Annotated in this window: 14 protein-coding genes; 5 read left to right on the top strand and 9 right to left on the bottom strand. The window is 70.5% G+C overall.

Features of this window, described 5'->3' with window-relative positions; all coding sequences use genetic code 11:
- Positions 1-339 precede the first annotated feature (339 nt).
- Positions 340-12,090 carry a filamentous haemagglutinin family protein gene (locus ACAM42_RS22450; RefSeq protein ID WP_369629466.1) on the top strand — a complete coding sequence of 3,917 codons (11,751 nt, stop codon included), beginning with the start codon at positions 340-342 and terminating at the stop codon, positions 12,088-12,090.
- A complete protein-coding gene (locus ACAM42_RS22445) occupies positions 12,077-12,757 on the top strand; it encodes an RNA polymerase sigma factor (protein WP_369629465.1) in 681 nt (226 codons plus the stop codon). The genes ACAM42_RS22450 and ACAM42_RS22445 overlap by 14 nt, the downstream gene beginning before the upstream one ends.
- A gap of 4 nt (positions 12,758-12,761) precedes the next feature.
- Here ACAM42_RS22445 and ACAM42_RS22440 read toward each other — a convergent pair whose 3' ends face one another.
- Positions 12,762-15,347, bottom strand: coding sequence for an FtsX-like permease family protein (locus tag ACAM42_RS22440; protein WP_369629464.1), 2,586 nt, complete (start codon positions 15,345-15,347; stop codon positions 12,762-12,764).
- Between the two features lie 73 nt (positions 15,348-15,420).
- On the opposite strand from ACAM42_RS22440, the gene ACAM42_RS22435 reads away from it, so the two are divergent.
- On the top strand, positions 15,421-16,851 hold the full coding sequence (locus ACAM42_RS22435; RefSeq protein ID WP_369629463.1) for a serine hydrolase domain-containing protein: 1,431 nt from the start codon (positions 15,421-15,423) through the stop codon (positions 16,849-16,851).
- Positions 16,852-16,863: 12 nt separating this feature from the next.
- On the opposite strand, the gene ACAM42_RS22430 is transcribed toward ACAM42_RS22435, so the two are convergent.
- From ACAM42_RS22430 to ACAM42_RS22420, 3 genes are read right to left on the bottom strand one after another with little or no spacing between them, the layout of a single operon-like run.
- Entirely contained in the window at positions 16,864-17,763 is a 900-nt protein-coding gene (locus ACAM42_RS22430; RefSeq protein ID WP_369629462.1) for an ADP-ribosylglycohydrolase family protein, read from the bottom strand.
- Positions 17,760-18,335 carry an NADAR family protein gene (locus tag ACAM42_RS22425; RefSeq protein ID WP_354345049.1) on the bottom strand — a complete coding sequence of 192 codons (576 nt, stop codon included), beginning with the start codon at positions 18,333-18,335 and terminating at the stop codon, positions 17,760-17,762. The genes ACAM42_RS22430 and ACAM42_RS22425 overlap by 4 nt, the downstream gene beginning before the upstream one ends.
- Positions 18,336-18,347: 12 nt before the next feature.
- Positions 18,348-18,968 (bottom strand): DUF4291 domain-containing protein, encoded by a 621-nt coding sequence (locus tag ACAM42_RS22420; RefSeq protein WP_369629461.1) that lies wholly within the window; start codon positions 18,966-18,968, stop codon positions 18,348-18,350.
- A 115-nt stretch (positions 18,969-19,083) separates the two neighbouring features.
- On the opposite strand from ACAM42_RS22420, the gene ACAM42_RS22415 reads away from it, so the two are divergent.
- Positions 19,084-19,800: an NUDIX domain-containing protein gene (locus tag ACAM42_RS22415; protein ID WP_369632797.1), complete on the top strand. Its 717-nt coding sequence runs from the start codon at positions 19,084-19,086 to the stop codon at positions 19,798-19,800.
- Between the two features lie 12 nt (positions 19,801-19,812).
- Here the strand turns inward: ACAM42_RS22415 and ACAM42_RS22410 are convergent, their stop codons facing one another.
- The 5 genes from ACAM42_RS22410 to ACAM42_RS22390 form a co-directional block, all read right to left on the bottom strand.
- On the bottom strand, positions 19,813-21,045 hold the full coding sequence (locus tag ACAM42_RS22410; protein ID WP_369629460.1) for an RNA polymerase sigma factor: 1,233 nt from the start codon (positions 21,043-21,045) through the stop codon (positions 19,813-19,815).
- Complete coding sequence (locus ACAM42_RS22405) at positions 21,042-21,416, bottom strand: YciI family protein (RefSeq protein WP_062478473.1); 375 nt, start codon at positions 21,414-21,416, stop codon at positions 21,042-21,044. The genes ACAM42_RS22410 and ACAM42_RS22405 overlap by 4 nt, the downstream gene beginning before the upstream one ends.
- A gap of 150 nt (positions 21,417-21,566) precedes the next feature.
- Positions 21,567-22,928 (bottom strand): NAD(P)H-dependent oxidoreductase, encoded by a 1,362-nt coding sequence (locus ACAM42_RS22400; protein WP_369629459.1) that lies wholly within the window; start codon positions 22,926-22,928, stop codon positions 21,567-21,569.
- Between the two features lie 5 nt (positions 22,929-22,933).
- The gene (locus tag ACAM42_RS22395; RefSeq protein WP_369629458.1) at positions 22,934-23,809 is read right to left on the bottom strand and encodes a phytanoyl-CoA dioxygenase family protein; all 876 of its coding nucleotides are present in this window, start codon (positions 23,807-23,809) and stop codon (positions 22,934-22,936) included.
- Positions 23,806-24,510, bottom strand: coding sequence for a GntR family transcriptional regulator (locus tag ACAM42_RS22390; protein WP_095949049.1), 705 nt, complete (start codon positions 24,508-24,510; stop codon positions 23,806-23,808). Before ACAM42_RS22390 ends, ACAM42_RS22395 begins: the two co-directional genes overlap by 4 nt.
- Before the next feature lie 115 nt (positions 24,511-24,625).
- On the opposite strand from ACAM42_RS22390, the gene ACAM42_RS22385 reads away from it, so the two are divergent.
- Entirely contained in the window at positions 24,626-25,582 is a 957-nt protein-coding gene (locus ACAM42_RS22385; RefSeq protein WP_369629457.1) for a threo-3-hydroxy-L-aspartate ammonia-lyase, read from the top strand.
- Positions 25,583-25,588: the final 6 nt, after the last annotated feature.

The following is a 25,588-nucleotide window of genomic DNA, read 5'->3' as shown; positions in this document are numbered from 1 at the left end:
GGATCCCCCGGGATTGGGTGGTGACCCTGTCTCGATGTCGCGGCTTCCCATGGTGGTCGTGCGCAGCCACTGTGAAGCTTTCGTGACTTTGCCGAGGTGCAGCGCGCCCTTGCCGTTGATCTGCAAGGACTTTCCGGACCGAGGCTGCAGCGACACGCGCGCGCCCGCAATGAGTCCAAAAATATTCTTCTGGAATTCGACGTTTCCGTCCCGTCAAGAAACTGACGGCTCCTGTCGCCTTGGCTTTCGATCGCCATCGCAGGGGCTTCTTGAATGGGGCTGGCCTGCGCGACGCGCGCAGCTCCTTCGGCACAGGCTTTACTTCGGCGGGAACGAGAAATGACCATCAGTGGGTGCAACGAAAAGAAGCGACCGGCGCGCGCGGCGCAGCAGGTTTTCAGGAGGGCGCCCCTCGCGCGGGCCATCGCGGTGGCGCTGGCCGCCGGTGGGGTCCTCGGCAGCGCGCACGCGCAGCGAGCGTTCAGTCCGGCGTGGTTCGCCGACAAGGGCGCGGCGCAGGCGGGCGCGATCGCCACGGGCAAGCTGCCGAACGGCGCGCCGGCGTCCAGCCTGATCCACCCGACGCAGCCGTCGTCGGCGGCGAGCCAGCAGCTGCAGACGTCCATCACCAACCTGAACCTGGCCGCGCGCGCGATCGCCGCGCAGCAGGCACAGCAGACACAGAAGCGGGCCGAGGCGCTGGCCAGCGGCGACTCCGCGCCGGACGGCCTTACCGAAGGCGGCCTGAAGGTCGACACGAATTCGCTGACCGCCGGCTGGCTCAACGCCAGGGACCCCGTGCAGGCCGCAGCGAACGGCAGGACCACGGTCACCATCGAGCAGACCGCCGACAAGGCCATCCTGAACTGGGAGACCTTCAACGTCGGCAAGAACACGACGGTGAAGTTCGACCAGCGTGCAGGCACCCACGCCAAGACCGGCGCCAACGAGTGGATCGCGCTCAACCGCATCAACGACCCCAGCGGCCGACCCAGCCAGATCGCCGGCCGCATCGAGGCCGAGGGCAGCGTCTACCTCATCAATCGCAACGGCATCCTGTTCACCGGCAGCAGCCAGGTCAACGTGCGCAACCTGGTCGCCTCCAGCCTGAAGCTCAGCGACGAACAGTTCAAGGCCGGCCTCAACACGCGCCTGGGCGCGAAATCGGGTGACCCCGGTTACTGGAGCGGCCTCGAAGTGGGCGTCGGCATTCCCACCTTCGGCGAGAACTCCAAGCAGATGCCGGTCGATTCGAACGTGCAGTTCGCCGACATGGGCCCGGCCTTCGATCCGGGCAAGCCGCCGGGCGACGTCAAGGTGGCGGCCGGTGCGCAGATCACGGGCCAGGGCGGCCACGTGCTGATGTTCGCGCCCAAGGTCAGCAATGCGGGCAGCATCCGCACGCCGAGTGGCCAAACGCTGCTGGGCGCCGGCGAGAACGTGTGGCTGGAAGCCAAGGAAATCAGCCCCACCGTGCGCGGCTTCGATGCCGTCACCTCGTCGGTGCGGCCCTGGCTCTTTCCGGCCAAGTTCCTGATCAACCCGCAGACGGCGCCCGCCTTCCAGCCCTATCTCATCGGGCGCATCGTGTCCGACATCCTGCCGTTGATGGAGCAGCGCGCGGCCCAGGTCGGCTACAGCGTGCACAACACCGGCATCATCCAGGCCGATCACGGCGACATCACGATGGTGTCACGCGAGATCCACCAGGGCGGCATCCTGCAAGCCAGCACCGCGCTGAACAACCGCACGGGCTCCATCCGCCTGCGCGCCTGGGGCCAGGGCGTGCACAACATCGACATCAACCTGGCGGCCGACGTCCCGCGCCTGACGGCCTGGTCGGGCGGCACGCTGACCCTGGGGCCGGACAGCATCACCCAGGTCGTCAACGACTGGCAGGACACCACGCGGATCGAAAGCGGCTCGCTGGCCAACCGCTACCAGCCCGGGCGCATCGAGCTCTACGGCAAGACGATCGACGTGCAGACCCGTGCGCAGGTCACCGCCGCTGCGGGCCACATCGACATCCAGGCCCAGGCCAACCCGGCGGCCCTGCAGCGCAACACCCAGGTGGGCGACGGCAGCCGCATCCTCATCGGTGAACACGCCACCGTCAGTACCGCGGGTCTGATGCAGATGCCGGTGGACATGGCCAGCAACTTCGTCGAGGCCGAACTGCGCATCAACGAACTGCGCGACTCCCACCTGCAGGCGAACACCTGGCTGTATGGCCGGAAGGTCATCGTGGATCGACGCCGGTCGGGCACCTTCAAGGGGCTCATGGCGGGCGTCGAATGGGTCACCGACGAGTCGGGCAAGGCGCTCAAGGGCGTCTGGGTCGGCACCCCGCTGGCGGACGTGACGGGCTGGGTGGGCAACGGCCTGGTCGGCCTGTCCGAGCTGGCGGCGCGAGGCGGCGACATCACCATCCAATCCAATGGCTCGGTGATCACACGGCCCGGTTCCATCCTGGATGTGTCCGGCGGCTCGGTGCGCTACAGCGACGGCTGGAACACGGAAACCCGGCTGCGCGGCGCGGACGGGCGCACCTACACCATGTCGTCCGCGCCGGCGGACATGACCTACACGGGCATCGCGGGCCAGTACCTGCAGGCGCATGCGCGCTGGGGCGTCACGCAGACCTACGTCAATCCGATGCTGTCGGGGCGGCGCTGGGAGCCGGGCTACGAGGAAGGCCGCAATGCCGGTTCGATCGACATCCGTGCCGGCAGCGCCTTCATCCTGGAGGGCGAGTTCAGGGGCTCGGTGCAGCCGGGCGACCGGGTGCAGGAAGTGGCCGAGCTGCCTCGGGCCGGCCGCCTCACGGTGGGTTCCAACCGGGCGCAGGAGGGCATGTGGACCCTGGGCCAGGTCGTCATCAGCGACAAGCCCGCGCTGCTGCCGGCGGGCTTCAGCATCGACAGCCCGCTGGGCAAGGACGCCTTCCTGACCGAGCCGGAAGGGCAATCCCCCGGCGCTGGCGCGGGCGTGGGCCGCACCACGTGGCTGTCCGCCGCGGGGCTGAGCCATTCGGGCCTGGGCGCCATCGAGTTGAACCTCAACACCGGCTTCGTGCTGGAAGACAGCGCGGTGGTGACTCTGCAGCCGGGGGCGCGCTTCACGGCCGCGGTCTACGACGGCCAGGGCATCCCCGGCAACTTCGACATCCAGGGCAAGCTCATCGCCCCGGGCGGCGCCATTGCGCTGAGCGCCGGCGGCAAGGCGGACAGCGTGCTGCGCCTGGGTGCGAACAGCCTGCTGAGCGTCGCGGGCCAGTGGGTCAACGACACCGGCCAAGGCGTCACGCTGGGCCGCGCCATCCACGGCGGCTCGATCGCACTGGGGACCCCGATGAAAGAGGGCCTGGGCACGGTGTACGGCAACGTGGAGGTGGCCGCCGGCGCGGCGCTGGACGTGTCCGGCGGCGGCTGGCTGTCCGGTGTCACGGCGGGCGGCAAGGCCGGCAAGGTGAAGGCCGGCAACGGCGGGGCCATCAGCCTGACGGCGTTCGACAACACCGCGCTCGAGACGCTGGACCTGCGCGGCTGGGCGGGGGGCGATGCGTCCCGGCTCACCCTCACGGCGATCGGCGACGTGCAGGTGGGCGGCGCCGCGCCTGCGGCCGACGCCACGGGCGGGAAGGCATCGGGCGCAGCCAAGCCGCTGCACCTGCCGCAGACCCTGTACGCCGAGCGCGGCTTCGGCACGATCGGCATCCGTTCGCTCGGCGGGGACGTCGTGGTCGCGGAAGGCGCACAGGTGCACATCCAGCCCACGAGCTGGGACATGCCCGCCGCGGTATCGACGCTGCGCACGCTGCCCAGCGGCAGCGCCTTGGGCGATGTGCTGGCCCCCAAGGCACTGGACGAACTGAGCGAACAGCGCCGCGCCGCGCGCGCGCCCGGCGGCCTGTCGCTGGCGACCGGTGCGACCGGCGGCGGCATCCGCATCGACGCGAACGCCAGCATCCAGACCGAAACCGGCGGCACGATCTCGCTGGACGCGGACGGGTCCGGGCAGGCTTCCGTGCGGGTGGCAGGTCGCCTTCAGGCGCCGGCCGGGACGCTGAACATCCGCGCCAAGAAAACCCTGACGCTGGCCGACGGGGCCGAGTTGCTGCTGCCCGGCGTGGCGCAGATCTTCCACGACCCGGCCATGCGCCTGCCCCTGGGCAAGGTGCTGCCGGGCGGCACGGTCACGCTGAACGCCGGCACGTTGGATGCGCAGGCGGGTGCGCTGATCGACGTGTCGGGTGCGCGGGGCACGGTGGCGTATTGGGACCGCGGCACGGGGGCGCTCGGCGCCCTGCGGCGCGTGGACCAGGAACTGGGCAGCGACGGCGGCGCGGTCGTGATGGAGGCCGCCGCCGGCGGTGCCATGAATGCCAGGCTGCGCGCGCACGGCGGCAATGCGCAGGCGGCGGGCGGGTCGTTGTCCATCACGGACACCAGCGCGGCCGGTAGTTCGTCCGGGGACCTGGTGGCGCCGGACATCGGCTCCTTCCTCTACTACAAGAGCCCCACCGGCACGTACACCTTCAACGGCGAAAAGTACGCGCGGATCATCGGCACCAGCGGCAACCTCGACGTGCGCGACGAGTACGCCGGCGACGTCAAGATGAGCAGCGCCATGCGCACCGCGATCAACACCACGCTGCCCACGTCGGTGTCCAGCAGCAAGGGGCTCGTCCTCGACGCGGGCGCGGCGCTGGCCGCGGGGCCGGGCGCCGACAGGGCGCCGTGGGAGCACGACGCGATCATCGACAAGCGGGTGGTCGACCTGCTCAACAAGTATTTCTGGAGCGGCACCGGAACGGCACTGAGCCACAAGATCCACATCGGCAACATCGCCACTTCGGACGGCACCCTGCACGTGTCGGCGAAGGCGCTGCAGGACACGGGCTTCTCGGCGGTCGATCTGCGTTCCACGCAAGTGGGCGTGCAGCTGGCCAGCGGCGTCGACCTGAGCGTCGCCGGTCGCCTGGGCATCACCGCCCCGGTCATCCAGAGCGACGGGCTGGGCGGCGTGGTGCGCCTGCATGCCCACCATCTGCAACTGAACCCACTGACAGGTGCGGTGGGCGCGGTCGGTGCGGTCGGCGCCCCGGCCCGCAATGCGGGCGAACTGATCCTGTCGGCCAGCCAGGCCATCGACATCGCAGGCAGGGGTGCGAAGGGCGAGTCCGCATCGCCCGTCGACGTCAAGCTGCGCGGCTTCGAACGCACGGTGCTGGACACCGGCGACCTGCGCTTCGTGGCGGGGGCCTACAGCGAAGGCGGCACCGACTACGACGACCCGCAGCTGCGGGCCACGCTCGACGTGGGGGGCGCGCTGGAGATCAAGGCCGCGCAGGTCTATCCGGCCACGGCCGTCACGGCGCGAATCAACTCGGACCATTCCATCACCGTGCGCGGCAACGGGAGCGCCGCGGCGCCTCTGTCGGCCGGCGGCAGCCTGACGCTGAACGCGCCCGTCATCGAGCAGGACGGCGTGCTGCGCGCGCCCTTCGGGCAGATTGCGCTGAATGCCGGCGAGCGCCTGACGCTGGGCACGAACAGCCTGACCTCGGTGTCCGGTGCGGGCCTGGACGTGCTCTACGGCAGCTTGCGCAACGCCGAATACTGGCTGGACCCGGCCAACCCGCAGGGCCGCAACCGTGCCAATGCCGGCGATGCCAGTTCCCTGGACGAAAACCGCTACCTGTCGTCCCTGCCGGAAAAGCGCGTGCTCCTGCAAGCGCCGGATGTGGCCATGGCCGCGGGCGCGGTGGTGGACATCGCGGGCGGCGGCGACCTGCATGCGTGGGAGCACGTGCCCGGCTCGGGCGGCTCGCACGACGTGCTGACGCTGCCCGGCATGTACGCCGTGCTGCCGGGCTACCAGGGCCTGTCGCCCGTGGCGGGCGGTGCGGCGGGCCAGAAGGTCTGGCTGGCCGGCGGAGGCCTGGGCGCCGGCTGGTACACGCTCCTGCCGGCACGCTATGCGCTGCTGCCCGGCGCCTTCGCGGTGCAGAGCACGGGCCAGGCCTTGCCGGCGTGGGCCGCGTCCCGTGGCGAGGTGGTGAGCCTGCGCGACGGCTCGACGATCGTGGCCGGGCGGGAACAGAACACGATCAGCGGCGCGCGCGATGCCACGGCCTCGGGCTGGCGCGTGCTGCCCGCCAGCCTGGTGCGCAAGGTCAGCGAATACAACGAAGCGCGGGGCAACGCCTTCTTCTCATCGGATGCGTTCAAGCTGACGCAATACCGCCTCACAGGGCAGGACGTCGTGACCCCGCGCCTGGCCCGCGATGGCGGCGCCGTGGTGTTCAAGGCCGACCGCGCGCTGACGCTGGACGGCGAACTGCGCGCGCAACCCGATGCGGGCGGTCGCGGCAGCCTGGTGGACATCGCCGCCGCCAAGATCGCCATCGTCGGCGCGGGGCAGGACAGCAGCGACCTGCGCGCCGACGGCTACCTGGTCGTGGATGCCGGCAGCCTGACGCGCTTCGGCGCGGGCAGCCTGCTGGTGGGCGGAACGCGCACGGGCAATGTGCGCGGTCTGCAGGTGGACGTGGCCGCCAGCGACGTGGTGCTGCGCAACACGGCGGGCACCGCGTTGAGCGGCCCGGAGGTGATCCTGGCCGCGGCGAATGCGGTGTCGATCGAGTCGGGCAGCGTGCTGCGCGCGCACGGCGCCGCGTCGGGCGACGAGGCGAACCTGGTGCTCAAGCCGCAGGTGGCGCCCGTGTGGAGCGACAACAACACGCCGAACGACACCAGCGACGACCACATCGTCACGCCTTCCAGAGACTGGGGTGCGCTGGTGCGCGTGAGCAGCGGCCAGGCCGTGCGGGCGCTGCGCGAGAACGTGGACACCACGGTCGGCGGCCAGGTGCGCATCGGCGCCGGCGCGCTGCTGAAGGGCGGCGAGGCGTTGCTGCTCGACGCCACCAACAACACCGAGATGGCCGCCGGCGCGCAGTTGTCGGGCAAGGCCTTGTCGGTGGCCGCGAGCCGCATCGGCATCGGCGGCGGCAGCGGCGGCCTGGTGCTGGACACCGACGCCCTGGCGCAGCTGTCGCGCGCGCAGTCATTGACGCTGCACAGCTACGGCAGCCTGGACTTCTATCGCTCGCTCGACATGCGCGGCCTGGCGCAGGTGGTGTTCGACGCCGCAGCCCTGCGGGGGCATGGCGCCGATGCCGTGCAGGTACAGGCCTCCCACCTGACGCTGCAGAACACGGGCGCGTCGCTGAGCAGTGCGGGCACGGGCGGTGGTCGTCTGGAACTGTCGGCTGGCGAACTGGTGCTGGGCGCGGGCGACAAGACGATGTCCGGCTTCGACCAGGTGCTGCTGTCGGGCAGCCGGCGCATCGCCGGCGAAGGCACCGGGAGCCTGGACGCCGGTGCGGCGGCGCTGACGCTGCGCACGCCGGTGCTGCAAGGGGTGTCCGGCTCAGACCAGGCCCTGCGAACGCAGGGCCAACTGGTGTTGCAGCAGGACGCGCAGCTGGATGCGCAAGAGATGGCGTCACTGGGCCGCGCCAGCCTGGGCGCGCGCCTCAATCTGTCGGGCCAGGGCGTGACCGTGGCGCTGCCGGTGCTCGCGCTGGGCGGCAGCATCGCGGTCGATGCCGGCACGGGCAACCTCACGGTTGCAGCGTCGGGCCGCCTGCACGCGGGGGGCCTGGAAAAAGTCTTCTTCGACGCGGCCCAGTACGTGGATGCGGGCCAGATCAGCCTCGCGACCCGGGGCGGCTTGATCGACCTGGCCCCGGGCAGCCTGCTGGACCTGTCCGCCCATCCGCGCGGTGGCGACGCGGGCCGCCTGACGGTGGATGCATCGGCCGGTGGACGGGTCCACTTCGGTGGCACTGTGCAAGCGCAGGCCGGTGCCGGCGGCAACGGTGGCAACTTCGCGCTGGCCATCGATCGGCTGGACGATTTCGGCGCGCTGGCGCGAACGCTCAACGATGCGGGCTTCAGCCGCTCGCGCCAGTTCCACGTCCGCCAGGGCGACCTCACGATCGCGGGCACCACGCGGGTGGCCGACTTCGAAGTCATCACCGACCGCGGCGTGATCTCTGTCGATGGCACGGCGCGCGTCGAGGCCAACGCGGCCTACGGCGGCAGCATCCGCCTGGTCGGCGGGGCAGGGCTGACGATGCAGCCTGGCGCGGTGCTGGCGGCCCATGCCACCGACGCCATCGATGGATTGGGCAGCAGCCGCATCGACCTGGAAGCGGTCGACGGCCAACTGCATCTGGCCGGTGGCACGCTGGACCTGAGCGGCGGCGAAGGCGGCAAGCTGCGACTGCGGGCGCAGCGCACCGCAGGCAACGACGGCCTGAACGTCACGGCGCTGAACGCCGTCGTGCAGGGCGCGCGCTCCGCGGTGCTCGAAGGCGTGCGCCGCCATGCCAGCACGGATGGCACAGTGGAATCCGTGGCCCCGCAGGCGATCGCCGAGGCCAATGCCTTTGCAGGCCACACAGGCATCCTGGCGAGGCTGGGTGGCAACGCCGCCGCCTACACCTTGGCGGCGGGCATCGAGATCACCAGCCCGGGCGACCTGACGCTGGGCCGCGACTGGAACCTGTTCGACAGCTTCGGTGCGGCGCACCGCGAAGGCACGCTCACGCTGCGCGCCGGCGGCAACCTGAACATCGACGGCCATCTGAGCGACGGCTTCGACGTGGCGGGCCGCGACAACGGCGCGGGCCGGGCGGCGCGGCTGCAGCAGGCGGCCTCGTGGAACCTGCGCCTGGTGGCGGGCGCGGACCTGGGGTCGGTCGATGCACTGGCCACGCGGCCATCGGGCGCGCTTGCAGCCGACACCGGCACGATCCGCGTGGGCACGGCCGGCACCGAGTCGGGCACCGGCAAGCTGGTGCGCACCGGCAGCGGCGACCTGACGGTACGCGCCGGGCGCGACCTCGTGCTGGCGCACAAGGAGTCCGCGCTGTACACCGCAGGCCGGGCCGAGGCCGATCCCACCTTGGGCGGCGGCTTCGACACCGCCAGCGTCGATGCCCAGTACGGCACCGCAGGTGGCCACGTGGATGTCGCGGTCCAGGGCAGCGTGCGTGCGCCCACCGCGCAGGGCGCGCGTTCGGACCAGATCCTGACCGAATGGCTGTTCCGCCAGGGCCGCTATGGCGGAGATCTCAGCAGTCCCACCGGCTACTACGACGCGTACAACATGGGCGAGAGCTGGGCGCCGGTCATGTCCGCCCGGGGCCAGCAACCGAGCTGGTGGGTGAACCACGCCAGCTTCCAGCAGGGCCTGGGCGCGCTGGGCGGCGGCAACGTGAAGCTGTCGGCGGGCGGCGACCTGGTGAACCTGGTGGTGGCCTTGCCCAGCACCATGCGCGTGACGGGCGGGCGTTCCGCTGGCGATGCCGCGGCCTCCACGGTGACCCGCAACGGCGGGCAGCTGCAGGTGGCGGCGGGCGGCACCCTGAAGGCCGGCCAGTACTACGTGGGCCGCGGCGCCGGCGAGATCGAAGCCGGCGCAAGCGCCTCCGGCTATGCCCTGACCGGCATCTCGAGCAGCTGGCCCAACACCGCCTATTCCTACGACATCGCGCCCGTGCTGGCGCTGTCGGACGCCACGCTCAAGCTGCAGACGCTGGGCGACCTGGTCCTGCAGACCGTGATCGACCCGATGCAGATACGCCGTGCCTACGTCGACCAGGCCGACCGGGACACCAGCGGCGCGTCCAGCCATGCGATGTTCATGAGCAGTCAGACAGAGCGCAGCGCCGTCAGCCTGGTGTCCACCGGCGGCAACGTGCGCCTGGTCAACCAGTCGGAATTCGTGGCAGGAAACGACACGGAGAACACCACCAGGCTGGTGAGCGGCATGACGGACACCAAGCTCCAGACGGACATGGTGGGCCTGTATCCGGCCAAGGTCAGCGTGTCGGCCCTGAGCGGCAACATCGACGTCGCGGGCCTGCTGGCGATGGCGCCGGCGAACAGCAGCGACCTGTCTTTGCTGGCCGCGAAAGACCTGCGCTTCCTGCGCGGCAGCAGCCTGCAGAACACGGGTGCCATCGTCATGACCCAGACCACGCTGGACAAGTGGCCGTCGATATTCCGGCCGTGGATGGGTTTCACGATCACGCTGGGCGGGGCATCGGCGTTCGGCGCGCCGCTGAAGTCGGTCTATGGCGGCTTCTCGGTGACGAACACGTTCCTGACCAACAGCCTCAATGGCGTGGAGCTGTTCGACAACCCCGATGTGCTGCCGATGCAGGTGCATGACTTCACGCCCAGCCGCTTGTACGCGGCGACCGGTTCCATCAGCGACCTGAATCTGATCGCGTCGGAATCGGTGCACGTGCAGGCCGGCACCGACATCCGCAACTTCGAGCTCAGCGCGCGCAACCTGCGCCCCACCGACACCACCATGCTGGCGGCGGGCAACGACATCCTGGCTGTCGCCAACAGGCTCCTGTCGCACCGATATGCGCGATACAGCGGCGACGCGGCGGCCTACTACTACGACAGGGGCAGCCGCACCGCGCTGCAAGGGCCGGGATCCCTGCTGCTGCTGGCCGGGCGCGACATCCAGGGCAACAACCTGTCGCTGTACACCAATGCCAATCGCTATTGGGACTACGTGTCGGCAACGCCGCTCGGCGAAGAATCGAACGTCATCAAGGCCCTGCCCGCCGAGGGCGCCGGCATCACCCTGATGGCCGGCATGAACAAGGCCGCCAGCTACGACGCCTTCGAGCGGGCCTACCTGAACCCGGCCAACGTGGCCGCCATGCCGGACTATCTGAAGACCACCCTGGCCGACGGCACCGTGGCGCCGCTGTACCTGAGCGACGGGGTGGAAAACCGCGGCGACCTGGCCAAGTTGGCGCGCCGGGGCCTGGTGTCCTTCGTGGAAGGCATGCTCGGTGCCGACAAGGTCGCCAGCCTGACCGCCAACGCGGACGGCAAGCTGAGCCCGCAGCAGGCGTGGGAGCAATACCGGCAACTGCCGCCCCTGGTGCGCGAGCAGTTCCTGCGCCAGGTCTTTGTCTATGAACTGCGCGAAGGAGGGCGCGACCAGAACGGGGGCGATGGGCAGAACGGTCCGATCAACGGCGGCTACCGCCGCGGCTCCGCGGCCATCGACACGCTGTTCCGCGGTGCGACGGCCGAAGGCCAGCCCGTTCGCTACGCCGCGGACCTGCCGGACAACTGGCGCAGCAGCTGGTCCGGCGTGGGCAGCATCGCCGCGACCCGGATGGCCGCGCGCACCCACCAGGGGGGCGACATCAACGTCTTCACTCCCGGCGGCGGCCTGCAGGTGGCGGGGCTGGGCGCGGTGGTGCCGGACGGATACGGCCTGGTGACGCTGGCCTCGCCCGGGCAGGTCAATGTGTTCACCGACCGGGACATCATCGTGAACCGTTCGCGCATCCTGTCCTTCGTCTCGCAGGCCGAGCCGCTGGGCAGCGACCAGGTGTTGTGGTCCAGCCAGGGCGACATCGACGCCGGCCGCGGCGCCAAGACCGTGCGCATCCCGCAGGCGCCAGAAGTCACGTCGGACGTGGACGGCAACATCACCGTGGAGGAAAAGCGCGACATGAGCGGCGCCGGCATCGGCACCGTGGGCGAAGGCGACGTGGACCTGGTCGCGCCCCGGGGCACCATCGATGCGGGCGATGCCGGCATCCGGGTCGCCAGCAACCTCAACATTGCCGCGCTGCAGGTGCGCAACGCCGACAACATCCAGGTCAAGGGCGAAACGACCGGGCTGCCCGTGGTGGCCGCGGTGAACATCGGTGCACTGACCACCGCCAGCGCGGCGGCGTCAGCGGCGGCCATGGCGGCGCAGGAGTCCATGCGCCAGGAGCGGGCCGCAGCACGGCAGAACCTGCCCTCGGTCTTCACGGTGCGGGTGCTGGGCTTCGGCAACGACAGCCTGCCGTCGGGCGGTGCGGGCGCATCGTCGCCGCCACGCCCCGGCGCGCAAGCGGGCGCTGCGCCTCGGTACGACCCTGCCAACCCCGTGCAGGTCTTTGGGCACGGCAATCAGTTCGACGCATCGGTGATGTCGCTGCTGACCGACGCCGAGAAGAGCAGGTTGCGCCATGCCGGCAAGTAAGACGATGTCCGCGGCTGAGTTCGATCCCGGTCCTTGTTTTCAAGGGCCATTCATGGGTCACGGCGAGCCCGCCGGCGTGGCGCTGCGGGCATTCCTGACGGCGAACTACACGTACCTGCATCGCCGGTTGGCCCGCGATCTCGGCTGTTCCGACCAGGCCAGCGAGTGCCTGCACGACGCCTGGCTGCGCCTGGGCGAGATGACGGCATCGGAGCCCGTGCGCAGTCCCGGGGCCTATGTCTATCGAACGGCGCGCAACCTGGCCATGGACCGCCTGCGCAGCGACCGGTCCTGGCAGTACGTGGGCGAATGGGATACGGCCCTCGATCTCCTGGCCGATCACGCGCCCGGCCCCGATGCCATCGCCGAGGCGCGTTCGGCGATGGAGGCCGTGGAGCAGGCGATGCAGCGGCTTTCGCATCGGCATCGCTCGGTGCTCGTGGCACTGCAGATCGAGGAGATGACCCGCCAGGACGTGGCGGACCGGCATTGCATCTCCTTGCGCCGGGTGGACACGGCACTTCGCCAGGCCCTGGACTACTGCGCGCATGCGTCCGGTCACACCGTGCGGGCGGAGGGCGCTTCGCCCCGACGCGGTCTTTCGCGGCGATGGCAGGAGAAAGTCGTCGCCCCGATGCGCGCCAGCGCGCCACGCGCGCAGAAGTGAGGCGCTACCAGTCCTCTTTCACCGCCAGCACCACATCGCGCCCCGCCGCGGCGCGCCCGGCCATCCACGCCGTGAACGTGCCGGCCGCCACCACGGCCGCGCACAGCGCCAGCAGCCGCACCCAGGGCACCAGCAGGTCCATGCTCCAGTGGAAGCTCTGCGGGTTCACCACCTTCACCAGCACCACCGACACGGCCAGCCCGAGCAGCAGCCCGGCCACCGCGCCGATGGCGGTCCAGGCCGCGCCTTCGCCGGCCACCACGGCCAGCACCTGCCGCCGCGTGAAGCCCAGGTGCGCGAGCAGGCCGAACTCCTTGCGCCGCGCCAGCACCTGCGCGCTGAAGCTGGCCGCGATGCCGAACAGGCCGATGGCGATGGCCACGGCCTGCAGCCAGTAGGTGACGGCAAAGCTGCGATCGAAGATGCGCAGCGAGGTGGCGCGGATCTGGCCGACCGAGGCCAGCTCCACCGCGCCGTCGCGTGATGCGCGCGAGGCGAGGGCGCGCACAGCCGCCTGCACCTCGGCCTCGGACGCGCCGGGCGCGAGCCACAGCGCGACGTCGCTCACGTCGTGCTCGCCGGTGATGCGCTCGAAGTCGCGCGCGTCCATCGCGATGGCGCCGAACTGCCGCGCGTAGTCGCGCCACACGCCGGCCACGAAGAACACCTGCGGCGTCGCCGTGCGCATCGCATCGGACAGCGGAGAAAACGCCGTGCCCGGCTTCGCGCCGTACAGCTCGACCATCGGCTCGCTCACGTAGATGCCGGTCTGCCCGGGCGGCACCGGCAGCGCCTCGCCCACCAGCGGCAGGCCGCGCACCACGCCGCCTTCGAGGCTGCGCGCGATCAGCGTCACGGCGGGCTGCGCGGGGTCGAGCTGCAGCGACTGCGTGCGCAGCGTGCCGGTGCGCGCCACGCCGGGCAGTTGCGCCAGCGCCTGCACGAAGGCCGGCGCGAAGGTCGCGGTGTCGGTGCTGCTGGTGCCGCCGCTGTTGCCGCTGCCGCGCCCGCCCGAGGTGGCGCGCACGTACAGGTCGGCCGGCAGCACCACGTCGAGCCAGTGCGTGACCGACTCGCGAAAGCTCGCGACCATCACCGTGAGCGCGACGGCCAAGCTCAGGCTCGCGACCACGCCGCTCACCGCCACGGCCGCCGTGCCGCGCATGCGCCGCGCGCGTTCGACGGCGAGCATCGGCAGCACGCGCCGCGCAAACGCGGGCGCCACGCGGTCATACAACAGCGCGATGAGCCAGGGCAGGGCGGTGATGCCGCCCACCAGCAGGCAGGCCACCGACAGATACGCCGCCACCGGAATGCCGCCGATGGCCGGCAGGTTGGCCAGCGCCGCGCCCGCGCCGATGAGCCCGAGCGCGAGCCAGTGGTGGCGGCCCTGCGCGGGTGCCGCGCCCAGGCCCTTGAGCGTCTGCGCCTCGGGCAGCGCCTGCGCGGCGCGCGCGGGCCACCAGCCGCCCACCAGCGCGGCCACCACGCCGAGTCCGCCGTACAGCAGCGCGGCGCCACTGCTCCAGTGCAACCGGGGCGCCACGCCTTCGAAGTAGCCGCCGCCCAGGTCGCCGCCCAGCACGCGCAGCGCGAAGGCGGCGAGCGCGGTGCCGAGCGCCAGGCCGGCGGCGCTGCCGATCAGCCCGAGCACCAGCGATTCGGCCAGCACCAGCCGCAGCCGTTCGCGCGGCGTGAGGCCCAGCACGCCGAGCAGTGCGAACTGCTGCGCGCGCTTGGCCACGCTGAGCGCGAGCACCGAGAACACCAGGAACGCCCCCGTGAACAGCGCCACCAGCGCCAGCACCGTGAGGTTGACGCGGTAGGCGCGCGACAGGTTGCTCACGCGCTCGGCCGCGTCGCCCGGCTCGGCGAACTTCAGGCCCGCGGGCCAATCGGGCGACTTCTCGAGCGCGGCCACGAAGGCCGCGCGGTCGGTGCCCGGTGCGAGCCGCAGGTCGATGCGGCTCAACTGGCCGAGCGGACCGAACAGCTCCTGCGCGACCGCGATGTCCATCACCGCCAGCGCCGCGCCGCCGGCCGTCACATGGCCCGACACCGCAAGGCGCTGCCACGCGGCGCCGCTGCGCAGCTGCAGGCTTTCACCGGTCGCGGGCTGAAGCGGCAGCTGCAGCGCCTGGCGCGCCGCCGCGTTGAGGAACACATGGCCGGGCGCGAACAGCGCGAAGCGGTCGGCGCCGGCCGCCGACTGCGGCATCAGCGCGGGCGCGATGGTGGGCAGCGCGAGCGCATCGACACCGATCACGCGCAGCGGCACCTGGCGCCCGTCGTGGTCCTGGGCCAGGGCCTGGAACTCGAGCACCGGACTCGCCAGCGCCACCTCGGGCCGGCGCGCGAGCCGGCCGAACACGGCCTCGTCGAAGCTGCCCTGTGCGGCGCGCACCTCGAGGTCGGGCTGGCCGTTCACCGAGCGCACCGCGCTGGAGAACTCGTCGAGCGCCGAGGCGTTGATGAGCTGCACCGAAAACGCCAGCGCCACGCCCAGCATCACGGCCAGCACGGCCGCCGCGTTGCGCCAGGGGTGGTGGCGCAGTTCCTGCCAGGAGAAAGTCGAAAGCAATGCACGCATGGGGTCATTGTGGCCGCCGTGGCAGGATGGCGTCTGTTCGACGATGACGACTTCACGCCCGAGGATTCCGACGATGCGGCTTCTGCCCTCCGCCTGGTGCCGCCGCTGGCTGGCGCCCTGGCTTCTCGTGCCCTGGCTGGCGGGCGCGGCGAGTGCGCAACTCGCACCACCGTCCGCACCGCTCTCGCTCGCCAGCGACCCCGCCGTGCTGGCCCGCACCGCGCTCGGCGCCGAGCGCGGCACGCTGGTGGTCGGCGTGCTGCGCGGCGACAAGGCCGCCTACGGCATCGCCCACAACCCCGAGCCGCTGGTGGCGCGCGCCATTGCGCCCGCCAGCGCGGAGCAGCCGATGTTCGAGATCGGCTCGGTCACCAAGGTCTTCACCGGCCTGCTGCTGGCGCAGGCGGTGGAGCGCGGCGACGTGGCGCTCGACGACAGCGTGGGCAAGCTGCTCGCCGGCCATGCCGAGGGCGTGCCGCCCGCCGTGGCGTCGATCACGCTGCGGCAGCTCGTCACCCACACCGGCTGCCTGCCCGTGATGGCCGACGGCGTGACCGGCGGCGCCGCGCTGGCCGAGCAGTTCCGCAGCTTCGACCTGCCGATGTTCTGGGCCGCGCTCGCGCGCATCCACCTCACGGGCGTCGCGGCGCCGTGCGAGGCGCGCTACAGCAACTTCGGCATGGCGCTGCTCGGACAGCTGCTGGCGCTGCGCTACGGCACCTCGTGGGGCGAGCTGGTGCGTGCGCGAATCACCGAACCGCTGGGCATGAACGACACCGTGATCCCGCTCGGCGACAAGGCCTCGCGCATGGCGCCGCCGTTCGCGGGCGACCAGCGCCAGCGCCGCTTCGACATGCATGCCTACGCGCCCGCCAGCGCGCTGCGCTCGACCGCCGCCGACATGCTGGCCTTCAGCCGCGCCATCCTCGCGGGCGCCCACGGCCCGCTGGGCCCGGCCGCCGCGCGCCTGCTCACGCCGCTCGCGCGCTACGAGGGCGCCGAGATCGGTTATGCCGTGATGGTGCGCGGCCCCGAGACCGGCCGGCGCACCTACTACCACGCGGGCGTCACCGAGGGCTACCGCACGCTCTGGCTGCTGGCGCCCGACACCGGCGAGGCGCTCATCGTGCTGGCCAGCAACCAGCGCGCGCCGCTGCAGCCCGTGATGCTCGCCATCGGCAAGAGCCGCTACCCGGTGCCGACGACCGAGGTGCCCATCGATCCGAAGCGCCTGGCCGACTACGCGGGCGAGTTCCGCATCGGCAAGGCGCAGGTGCTTGGCTTCACCGTGCGCGACGGGCGTTTGCTGGCGCGTGAATCGGGCAAGGGCTACAACCTTCTCACGCCCACGGGGCCGGATCGTTTTGCGGTGACGGCCATCGGCGCGCAGTTCGTGTTTCGGCGCGGCGATGGGGGCGAGGTGATCGGCGTCACGCTGACGCAGGGTGGCAGCCGGCTCGAAGGGCGGCGCGTGGGGGCCGCCGCTGCCGTGACCTCGGATTGAGCGCGGGCGAGTTCAGCGTTGCGCCAGCGCGAGCAGGTCGTTGGCCATCTGCGTGATCTCGTCGCGCATCACGAGCTGGCGCAGCCAGCCGGCGGGAATGCCGTCCACGCCGTAGAACGCGCCTGCGATCTGGCCGCAGATCGCCGCGGTGGTGTCGGCATCGTCACCCAGGTTGGTGGCCGCGAGGACCGCCTGCTCGAACGAGTCGGTGTGCGCGAAGCACCAGAGCGCTGCTTCGAGCGATTCGACGCAATAGCCGGAGCCCTTGATGCGTTCGATCGGCTTCGAGGCGTAGTCGCCGCGTGCCAGCGCCGCGACCTTCTCGCTCAAGGGCGCCAACGGTACGGTGGCAAGGATCGCCGCCTTGCTTTCGCCTTGCAGCGCTGCGCGCAGTTGCAACGCGAAAAGCTGCGAGCACTCGATGGCCTCCTGCGCGCCGTGCGTGGTGCGTGTGCTTTCGCCGGCCTGCCGCCAGGTGGCTTCGGCGCTCGGCGCGTAGAACATCGGCACGGGCGCGAGCCGCATCAGCGCGCCGTTGCCTGCCGTGCGCGGATCGGGGTCGCCCGCGAACGGATCGCCCGATGCGAGGTAGCGGGTGAGGGCACCCGACACCGTGAAGCCGATGTCGAAGCAGCTTCCCGTGCTGCTCATGTAGCCCACGCTGCGCCAGTTGCAGTAGCGGTTCATCTGGTCGGTGGCATCGAAGCCCTGGCAATGGATCAGGCTCGCCGCGAGGCACAGCGCCATCGAGGTGTCGTCGGTCCATTCGCCGGGGATCAGGCCGAAAGGTCCGCCGCCGCGCATGTCGGTGACGGGCTCGAACGTGCCGCGCGTGCGGAACTCCAGCGTGGTGCCCACCGCATCGCCGCAGGCCAGCCCGAGCAGGCACCCCTGGTAGCGCGCCGCGTTCATGGGGCCGCCCCCAGTTCGTCGCGGGCCGCCATCAGCGCATAGCCCAGCAGGTTCAGGCCTTTCCAGGTGCGCGGGTCTTGCGCTGCCGCGTCCGTCGCAGCGAGGCCGATGCCCCAGATCGCATCGACGGGGCTCGCCTCAACCAGCACCTGCCGGCCAGTGCCGAGCAGGTACGCGCCGAGCGCCGCGTTCTGCGAGAACTTCGCAACGTTTCCGCGTGTCACGAGGTCGAAGCGCGCTTCGAGCCACGCCGCTTCATCGAAGTTGCCGATCTGGCGCCCCAGCTTCTTTGCTTCGCCGGGCGTGCGCGCGGCGATGATCCTTTCGCAGGTGGCCGCGTCACCGAAGAGCCGCGCCTTGCCGGCCATCATGAAATGCTCGGCGGTACGGTACGCGACGCCTCCGACAGTGAAGGGCGCCTCGTACCACTGGCTGAAGCAGCTCTTGCCGATGCTGCCGTCCTTCGGAACCTGGTGGCCCCAGAAGAACAGGCAGTCGATCTTGTGGCCTTGGGCGATGTGCGCGAGCAGGTCTTCGTTGCTGCGCAGCGCGTGGGGTCTGTTCGTCGTCATTTCTTGTGGTCCTCAGGATTCGAAGCCGAGCACATGCTCGACCGGCAATTGCAGCCCGGGGTTGTCGTTCTGCGCCATCGGGCGCTGAGCGTCCACGAAGGCGCGCATGTCGATCACCTCGAGCAGTTCTTCATTCGCAAACGCGGCGAGCGTTCGGCCCCGCAGGCCCAACTGAATCGCGCGGCGTTCCAGCTTGTTGCCTGCCGGTGCGTGGTCCGGGTCCCATTGCAGGCGAACCTCGGAGCGGTTGACCGCCTCCTGCCACGCATCGCGATCAGGATAGCGCTCGGCATCGAAGGTCGAAGGGACGGCCTCACCCACGACCCGTTCGAAGAACGCACGGCGCAGCCGCAGCCCGAGCGTGACCTCCTGGCCTTCCTTGGTGCCCCAGCCGGAGCGATACATCATCCAGAGGAAGTTCGGTTTGATCCAGCTCATCCGTGAAAGGCTGAAGTCCGGTCCGTCGAGACGGCCATGCCGGATCGCGTATTCGCCGATGGCGGGGCGGTAGGCCTGGTAGACGATGACGGACTGGGCATCGTGATGCGCCAGGATGTGCTTTCCGTCCTGCGGCCAGCGCTCGCGTTGGGCGAGATGGGGCTCGGTGGGAAGCGGCGTGGTCTGCTTGTTCATTGTTCTGGGTTCTTCTCGTTGTTGTTCTTCTTGTCATTTCATTGAGTTGCTCTGTGCAACTAATGATGGGTTGTATAGTACAACTAATAAATCAGGAGTCAAGCTGATCGTGACCATGCCCGCCTCAACGTTCCCTGCCTTGACCTTTCCCCGCCCGTTGGTCACTGTCGATGTGGCGATGTTCACTGTGCTCGACGACGCGCTGCAGGTCTTGTTGGTGAAACGGGCGGCCGACAGCAACGAGCCGTTTCCTGGCAAATGGGCATTGCCGGGCGGCTTCATCAACACCGATGAAGATGCCTCGTTGCTCGACTGCGCATTGCGCAAGCTGCGCGAGAAGACCGGCGTGGTCACGCCCTATCTCGAGCAGCTCGGGAGTTGGGGCGGGGCGCAGCGCGATCCGCGCGGGTGGTCGACCACGCACTGCTTCTATGCACTCATCCCGGCGCAGGCCATGCAACTGCGAAGCGGCGCCAACGCCGCCGAGGTGGCGTGGTTCGAGGTCGATGCGGCCTTGCGCAAACGTCTGGCGTTCGACCACGGAGAACTGCTCGAGGCGGCCGTTGCACGTCTGCGCAGCAAGGTGGAATACACCTCGCTGCCGGCCTTTCTTCTGGAAGAGCCTTTCACCTTGCCGTCGCTGCAGCACGCCTATGAGGTCGTGCTGGGCCGTGACATCGACAAGAGCGCCTTCCGCAAGCGGATGCTGGACGGTGGGTTCATGGAAGAAGCGGGCATGGTGGCGGGCAGCCTGGGCCGGCCCGCCATGGGGTACCGGCTGCGAGACCGTTCGCAGGCCGCGTTGTTTCCGCGCACGTTCAATGCGCGGTAGGCGCGGGTCGCCTCAGGCCCGTTCCGACATCGTGTGCAGGTACGCCCGCACCGCGCCATTGCTGCTCAACCCGATCGCCCGGTCGTACGCCTGCCGCGCCGCCACGCGCGCACCGCCGGCCGCGAGCAGGTGCGCGCGCGCCGCCCAGAACGGCTGGTAGCTCGCCACTTCGTCCGACGGAATCGCATCGAGCGCGCGCAGCCCGGTCTCGGGCCCGCGCGCATTCGCCAGCGCGCACGCCAGGCTGACCTGCGCGCCGATGCTCGGCCGCAGCGCGAGCAGGCCTTCGTACAGCGACACCAGCACCTCGGGCGGCACCGGTGCGCCGGCGCGGCGCTCGCAGTGGGCCGACTGGATCGCGGCCTCGAGCTGGTAGGGCCCGAGCGACTGCATGGCCGACGCGATGCGCAGGTGGTGCTCGGCCTCGGCCAGCAGCGCGTGGTCCCAGCGCGTGATGTCCTGCTGGTCGAGCGGCACGTAGGCGCCGGCCTCGGTGCGGCGCGCGGCGGTGCGCGCCTCGCAGAACAGCATCAGCGCCAGCAGGCCCAGCGGCTCGGGCTCGGCGGGCAGCAGGCGGCACAGGATGCGGCCCAGGTCGATGGCCTCGGTCGTCAGGCCGCGCGGCAGGGCGTCGGCGCCGTCGACATCGTCCCAGCCGGTGCCGTAGGCGGCGTAGATGCCGTCGAGCACGTCGCGCAGCCGGTGCGGCAGGTCGCGCGCCTGCGGGTACTCGAAAGGGATGCCGGCCGCGCGGATGCGGGCCTTGGCGCGCACCAGCCGCTGCCCCAGTGCGGAAGGCGAGGTGAGGAAGGCGCCGGCCATGCGCGCGGCGTCGAGACCGAGCACGGTCTGCAGCATGAGCGGCGCGCGCGCGGCGGCGTCGATGGCCGGGTGCGCGCAGACGAACAGCAGGCGCAGGCGCTCGTCGGGCACGGTGCCGGCATCGGGGTCGGCCTCGTCCATCTCGCCGGCGAGCAGCAGCAGCGTTTGCGTGGCGTCGTCCTGCACGCGGCTGTGGCGCCAGGCGTCGAGCTTGCGGTGCCGCGCGACGCTCAGCAGCCAGGCGTCGGGCTGCACGGGCACGCCGTCGGCGGGCCAGCGCTCGAGCGCGCGGGCGAAGGCGTCGGCCAGGGCGTCTTCGGAGGCCGCGATGTCGTGCGTGCGGGCGGACAGGATGGCCAGCAGCCGCCCGTACGACTCGCGTGCCGCGCGTTCGGCGGCGTGGTGTGCCGCCGGGGTGGTCACGTCTGGCTCGCGCCCGCCGCTGCGGTGGCGGTGAAGACCGGCCGCACTTCGACGCCGCCGCTGGCGGCGCAGGGCGCACGCGCGGCCCATTCGAGCGCGGCGTCGAGGTCGGGCACGTCGACGACGAAGTAGCCGCCGAGCTGTTCCTTGGTGTCGGCGAAGGGGCCGTCCTGCACCTGGCGCTTGTCGCCGCGCACGCGCAGCGTGGTGCCGGTCATGGGCGGCAGCAGGCCGTGGCCGCCGAGCGAAATGCCCGACTGGCGCACCGCGTCGGCGTACGCGACCCAGCTGGCGCGGTAGGCCTGCGACGAGGCGTCGTTGCGTTGTTCGAATTCGGCCGCGGGTTGGTAGAACATCAACATGTACTGCATGGTGTTTCTCCGTGAAGGAAAAGCTTGCCGAGCAAGATCGCTCACCACAATGACGGCCCGCAACCGGTCATTTCGACACCGGACCGGTGCCGAGCAGAAGATTCTTGATCTGTTCGCTCTTTGGCGCAACGTGGGCGCCAGGCCCCGCGCTCAGGCCGCGCGGGCGCGCACCGCGGGCGTGAACAGCGCTTCCATTTCCTGGCGCAGCCGGTAGGCGGCGGTGGTGGTGTCCATCGCCACGTCGGCCCAGCTCAGGCTCTGGCCCTTCTTCACGGGGCGCACGAGCTTGACGTTGTGCGCCAGCCCGAGCGGCAGGCCGCCCAGTCGCAGCGAGCGCTCGGCCGGCAGCAGCTTGCCCCAGACGGTGTAGCCGCCTTCGCCGTCGAGCATCTCGCCCGCGGCGAGGTCGCGCTTGGCGGTGGCGACCACGTCGGCGTTCCAGCCGGTGGCCACGCCGGTGGGCTCGCCGCGCAGCGCCACGCTGGCGACCGACATGCCCACTTCGAGCCCGATCAGGTGCCAGCGCTTGTACAGCGTGAAGTAGCGCCCGCTCGGGTCGGTGTGGGCGTTGTACTCCTCGAAGCAGTTCTTGATGTAGTCGGTCTCGGCCTCGACCGTGACCCACACGCCCATGCGGATGTCGTACGGGATCTTGCGGCCATCGGCCTCGAGCGACGAGATCACCTCGACCATGCCCTTGCGCTCCAGCACGCCGCCTTCGCTGCGCGGACGCGTGACGAAGGGAATGTCTTCCACGCTCGCGGGCGGATAGAGCAGGCCGTCGGAGGGCACGCCCAGGCCGGTGGCGTTGGCCACGGCCGAGCTTTCGATCGACGGCTTGGAGCCGTCGAGGAAGCTGTTGAACATCTTCGGGTTGAGCCCGCCCCGTTTCGCCTGCTCGGGCGTGAGGCCGTAGTTGCCCCACACGGTCTCGGGCGTCGATTCGGTGAAGTGCGGCAGCCACTTGTGGCCGCGCCCGGCCGCCACCACCGGAAAGCCGCAGGTGCGGGCCCAGTCGACCAGGTCGCAGATCAGCGCGGGCTGGTCGCCGAAGGCCAGCGAATACACCACGCCGGCCTGCTGCGCCTTGTGCGCGAGCAGCGGGCCGCAGAAGGCGTCGGCCTCGACCGTCACGTTGACCACGTGCTTGCCGTGCGCAAAGGCATCCAGGCAGTGGTCGACCGCGGCAATCGGGTTGCCGGTGCACTCCACCACGATGTCGATGCTGGGCTCGCGCGTCACGGCCTGCCAGTCGTCGGTGATCCAGGTGGCGCCGGTCTTCAGCGCCTCCTGCACCGAGCCGGCGTTGCTGCGCTCGGCCTGCCAGCCCACGCGTTCCAGGTTGACGCGCGCGGCGGCGGGCGAGAGGTCGGCAATGGCGACCAGTTGCACGCCGGGCGTGCGCGGGATCTGCGCCAGGTACATGGCGCCGAACTTGCCGGCGCCGATCAGGCCGATGCGGATGGGGCGGCCTTCGGCGGCGCGCTGTTGCAGGCGGGTGTGCAGGCTCATGGCGGTCAGGCTTCCACGGTTTCGATGACGTCGGGCGAGGTGCGCAGCGCGCTCTCGGGCAGGCCGTCTTTCCACGGCACCTCGACGGGGTAGGGCGTCAGCAGGCAGTCGTCGGGCAGCACCTCGATGGGCGTGAAGTCGCGGTGCGCGATGTACTCGGGCCTTTTGTGGCGGCGGATGTGGTTGCTGACCGCGCACAGGCTCAGGTACACGGCCACGCGGTTGAAGGGCGAGAGGTTGCTGCCCGAGGCATGCACGAGGCAGCTGTGGAACAGGATCATCGAACCGGCCGGCCCCTTGGGCGAGACGATGCCGCCCTGCGTGCCGCCGGCGCGGTCGACCAGCTGGCGGATCAGGTCGTTGTCGACCGTCCACAGCGGGTAGCTCGTGGTCGTGAGGTCATGCTTCGCATCGACCACGCCCTTGCGGTGGCTGCCCGGAATGAACATCAGCGGGCCGTTGTGCTCGGTCACTTCGTCCAGAAAGATGGCCACGTTCATCGCGCGCTCGGTGGGCATCAGATCGTCGTTGAGCCAGGTGCCGTAGTCCTGGTGCCACTGCCACACGTCGCCTTCGAAGGCCATCTTGCCGTTGATCTTGAACTGGTGCATGTAGACCGCCTCGTCGAACAGGTCCATCACCGGCTCGACCATGCGCGGGTGCCGCGCCAGCCGCGCGAAGGGTTCGCTGATGAGGTGCGCCGCGAAGTTCGTGCGCACGGCGTCGGAGCCTTTCTCGCGCACGTTGAAGGCCGCGCGCTTGCTGTACAGGTCGGGCACCGCCTCGGTCAGCACCTTGGTCTCTTCGGGTGAGAAGTGGCCGGGGAAGAACAGGTAGCCCTCGCGCTCGAACTGCGCGCGTTGCTCGGGGGTCAGCTTCATGCCTTGTCTCCTTTTCGGGTGGGGGATGCGGATGCCCTGCGCGCCAGCTGCTGCGCGAGCCGCTCGGCCAGCGCGTCGCTGGCGCGCGAGACGTGCTCGTCGCTCAGGCGCGCAGCGCGTTCGACGTCGCCGGCGGCAATGGCGTCGGCAATGGCTTCGTGCTCGTCCCACAGCGACTCGCGCTGCGGCTCGGCCTGCAGCACCGCGCCCATCGCGCGGCGCAGGTGGCGCCAGTGCGGGTCGGCGCTCTGGCCGATCAGCGGGTTGCCCGAGGCGGCGTAGATGGCCTGGTGAAAGGCCACGTCGGCGTCGATCATGGCTTCGACATTGCGCCCGCGCGCCGCGCGCCGGCCGCGTTCGATGAGCTTCGGGTCGATGCGAAAGCGCTGCTGCGCCGCCAGCCGCGCGGCCAGCACGTCGAGCGCGCCGCGCACCTGGTAGACCTTGCGCATCGCCTCGGCCTCCAGCGGCGCCACCAGCACGCCGCGCCCGGGCGCGTCCTGCACGAAGCCGTCCTTCTTGAGCAGCCGCAGCGCCTGCAGCACCGGCTGGCGCGACACCGCGAGCCGCGCCGCGATGTCCTCCTGCGTGAGCCGCTCGCCCGGCGCGAGCGCGCCGCTGCTGATGGCGCCGAGCAGGGCGCGGTAGACCTGGTCGACGAGGTCGGGGGCGACTTCGATGCTGAGCAACTGGGCGGGCATGGTGGGCCTTTTCTGAACTCTGTATACAGAGTACGGACTTCGGCACCGGGGCGCATCCCCGGGTTTTTACCCATCGGGGCTGCAAGGAACGGCACGCCGCCGCTAAGCTCGACCCATGCAACTCCCTACCTACGACGACGTCATCGCCGCGGCCGCGCGGCTCGAAGGCCATGCCCACCGCACGCCGGTGCTGCAATCGACCACCGCCAACGAGCGCTGGGGCGCGCAGTTCTTCTTCAAGTGCGAGAACTTCCAGCGCATGGGCGCGTTCAAGTTCCGCGGTGCGTTCAACGCGCTGTCGAAGTTCGACGCGGCGCAGCGCCAAGGCGGCGTGATCGCCTTTTCGTCGGGCAACCACGCGCAGGCCATCGCGCTGTCGGCGCGGCTGCTGTCGATGCCGGCCGTGATCGTCATGCCCAAGGACGCGCCCGCCGCCAAGGTCGCGGCCACGAAGGGCTACGGCGCCGAAGTGGTGATGTACGACCGCTTCACCGAAGACCGCGAGGCGCTGACCAAGCGGCTCGCGCAGGAGCGCGGCATGACGATGATTCCGCCCTACGACCACCCCGATGTGCTCACGGGGCAGGGCACGGCGGTGAAGGAACTCATCGAAGAGACCGGCCCGCTCGATCACCTGTTCGTGTGCCTCGGCGGCGGCGGGCTGCTGTCGGGCTCGGCGCTGTCGGCGCGCGCGTTGTCGCCCGCCTGCAAGGTCTACGGCGTGGAGCCCGAGGCCGGCAACGACGGCCAGCAGTCGCTGCGCGCCGGGAAGATCGTGCACATCGAAACACCCAAGACCATCGCCGACGGCGCGCAGACGCAGCACCTGGGCGAGTACACCTTCGGGATCATCCAACGGGATGTAGATGACATCTTCACCGTCACCGACGAGCAGCTCGTCGAGGCGATGCGCTTCTTCGCCGAGCGCATGAAGATGGTGGTGGAGCCGACGGGGTGCCTCGCGTTCGCGGGCGCCATTGCGGCGGCGAAGACCATCGAAGGCCAGCGCGTGGGCATCGTGATCAGCGGCGGGAACGTCGATCTGTCGCGATACGCGTCGCTGATCGGCTGATTCTTT

Source organism: Variovorax sp. V35, from assembly GCF_041154465.1.
GTDB classification, from domain to species: Bacteria; Pseudomonadota; Gammaproteobacteria; order Burkholderiales; family Burkholderiaceae_C; genus Variovorax; species Variovorax boronicumulans.
The sequence above is the reverse complement of the archived record's forward strand: the minus strand, read 5'-3'. Positions and strand labels throughout refer to the sequence as shown.